We start from the raw sequence: 2,767 nt of genomic DNA, 5'->3' as shown, positions 1-2,767 counted from the left end.
CCCGGGACCGACGTCGTGCCGGTGCCGGTGAGCCGGGCGGGGGCCGCGCGCGGACGCGGTCGGTGAACTCCTCGACGTGGATGCCGGCACCGGCGGGCGTGTCGCCTGCCGGATGTGTCGCTCGCCGGGTGTGTTGCCCGGGGGCGTGTCGCTCCGGGAAGGGCGTGCGCTTTCCATCGGCCGGGGCCGGCAGGCGGCTCGGGAGTGCCCGTGCGCGGCTCCCCGGCGGCGGTCGGCGCACCCGGCCGGGTATGCCGGAAGGAAAATCTCAGGAGCCCTGATTCTCGCGCGGCTGGTTCGGGAGCACTCGTACGCGTGTCCAGCCCGTCGTGCGGAGGCGTGAGTTCCGGGCTGTCGGTTGTCGCGTCGTACCCTCGGGCGGGACGATCGGTACGCGCCCATGAGCTGCGGGAACGGCGACTTTCGGCCTCCCGGCGAAGATCGGGCGACGCCGTGCGCGTGTTCAGGGGTGTGAACCTGGTTCCTGGTGCGGGACGATCTCGCGAAGGTGCTCCGGGTGTGCCGACTGCGGCCGAGGGGTGCGGCGGCGGCCGTTCCGTACGTGTCCAGAACCTTGCCAGCCTTGCGACGGCCACCCTATCCTCACGTTCAGAAAGCGCTTTCCCTCTCCAGGGCCCCGCACCGGTGAACGTGAAGTCGCCTCATTCGTGGACGACTTCACCGGCGAGCCGCCACCGATCCGGCACGGTGCCGCATCCAGGACGTCGCCGCGCCACGGAGTGAAGGGTGTACGCCATGAGTCATGCCCGTCACGCCGCCCGTCACGGGTTCGGCGGCAGCGGCTTCCTGTAGCGGATGGCCGGTCGCGCCGTCGGATTCCCGGCGGTGGTCCACCAGGGGCGGTTCCCGTCCCCGGTGTGGCGTGACCGGCGGGAGTGGGCGGTGGTGCCGACGCGGAGACCCCGTGGTCGACACCTTCGGCAGCGCAGGCTTGTGGGTCGCGGCGGAACGGCCGACTCGATCCGACCGGCGTGGTCAAGCTCGCGCCAGGGGTGGTTGGAACGTACCCGGTGTGTGTCGGCGGGCTCGGCACGGCTTCATGAATGGCATGAGCATGTCATTCGCTTAACCCTCGTATGCGAAGACGAACAGGGAGAGACGAGCATGAGGAAAGCAGTCGCACTGCGACTCTCCGCGGCAGTGGCCACGGCGGCCCTTGCGGCGGCGACCGGTGTCATCGTGACGATGCCCTCGGCATCCGCGGCGACCGGCGGCGTCACCGGATACGCGACCCAGAACGGCGGTACCACCGGCGGGGCCGGCGGGCAGGTAGTGAAAGCGACGACGGGTACCGAGATCCACCAGGCGCTGTGCGGCCGCGCCAGCAGCAGCACCCCGATCACCATCCAGGTGGAGGGGACGATCAACCACGCCAACACCGCCAAGGTGTCGGGCGACAGCTGCAACACCGCGGCCGGTGTGATCGAGCTCAAGCAGATCAGCAACGTCACGCTCGTCGGCGTCGGCAGCGGCGCGGTCTTCGACCAACTGGGCATCCACATCCGCGAGTCCAGCAACATCATCATCCAGAACGTGACGGTCAAGAACGTCAAGAAGTCCGGCTCGCCCACCTCCAACGGCGGCGACGCCATCGGCATGGAGAGCGACGTCCGCAACATCTGGGTCGACCACTCCACCCTGGAAGCCTCGGGCGGCGAGGCCGAAGGGTTCGACGGCCTCTTCGACATGAAGGACAACACGCAGTACGTGACGCTGTCCTACAGCATCCTGCGCAACTCCGGTCGTGGGGGCCTCATCGGCTCCAGCGAGACCGAACTCTCCAACGGCTTCGTCACCTTCCACCACAACCTGTACCAGAACCTCGACTCCCGCACCCCGTTGCTGCGTGGCGGCATCGCGCACATCTACAACAACTACTACGTCAACCTCAACGAGTCGGGCATCAACTCCCGCGCCGGGGCCAAGGCGAAGGTGGACAACAACTACTTCAAGGACTCCAAGGACGTCCTGGGCACCTTCTACACCGACGCGGCCGGCTACTGGCAGGTCAGCGGCAACACCTTCGACAACGTGACCTGGTCCGCCCACGCGTCCGACAACAACCCCGCGGGCCCCAACCCCACCTCCAACACCTCGGTGAGCATCCCCTACTCCTACAGCCTCGACGCGGCCAGCTGCGTGCCGAACATCGTGAACCAGACGGCCGGCGCCAACAAGGGCCTCCAGGTCTCCGACGGCAACTGCACGGCGACCACCCCCACCACCACCCCGACCACTCCCGCGCCGAGCCCCACCACGGCCACGCCGACCACCAACCCGACACAGCCCAGTGGCACCAACCTCAGCCTCTCCGCCGGTGCCGACGGCTCCAGCAAGGCGAGCGGAACGAGCTACGGCAACGTCAAGGACGGCAGCCTGAGCACCTACTGGTCGCCCTCCGGCTCGACGGGCTCCGTCTCGATCAAGTGGGACGCCGCGACCGCCGTCTCCTCGATCAACATCCGCGAGGCGTCCGGCTCCAGCATCGGCTCCTGGCGCGTCCTCAACGGTGACACCGGCGCGGTCCTGACCTCCGGCAGCGGAGCGGGCACCATCTCGTTCACCAAGACCTCGCTGCGCAAGGTCACCTTCGAGATCACCAGCTCCAGCGGCACCCCGAAGGTCGCCGAGTTCGAGACCTACGCCTGACGAAGGCATCCGCCGCCCCGCGGTCGGCCGCCCCCGGTGGCGGGCAGCCGCGGGACGGTGGCCGCTCCGGCCGCCCTGCGCGGTACGAACACCTGGC

Annotated in this window: 1 protein-coding gene; it reads left to right on the top strand. The window is 68.9% G+C overall.

The window, feature by feature from the left end:
• Positions 1 to 1,125 precede the first annotated feature (1,125 nt).
• Entirely contained in the window at positions 1,126 to 2,670 is a 1,545-nt protein-coding gene (locus ACFWEP_RS33840; RefSeq protein WP_387376015.1) for a polysaccharide lyase family 1 protein, read from the top strand.
• Positions 2,671 to 2,767 lie beyond the last annotated feature (97 nt).

Source organism: Streptomyces sp. NPDC060198, from assembly GCF_042728415.1.
GTDB lineage: Bacteria > Actinomycetota > Actinomycetes > Streptomycetales > Streptomycetaceae > Streptomyces.
The sequence above is the reverse complement of the archived record's forward strand: the minus strand, read 5'-3'. Positions and strand labels throughout refer to the sequence as shown.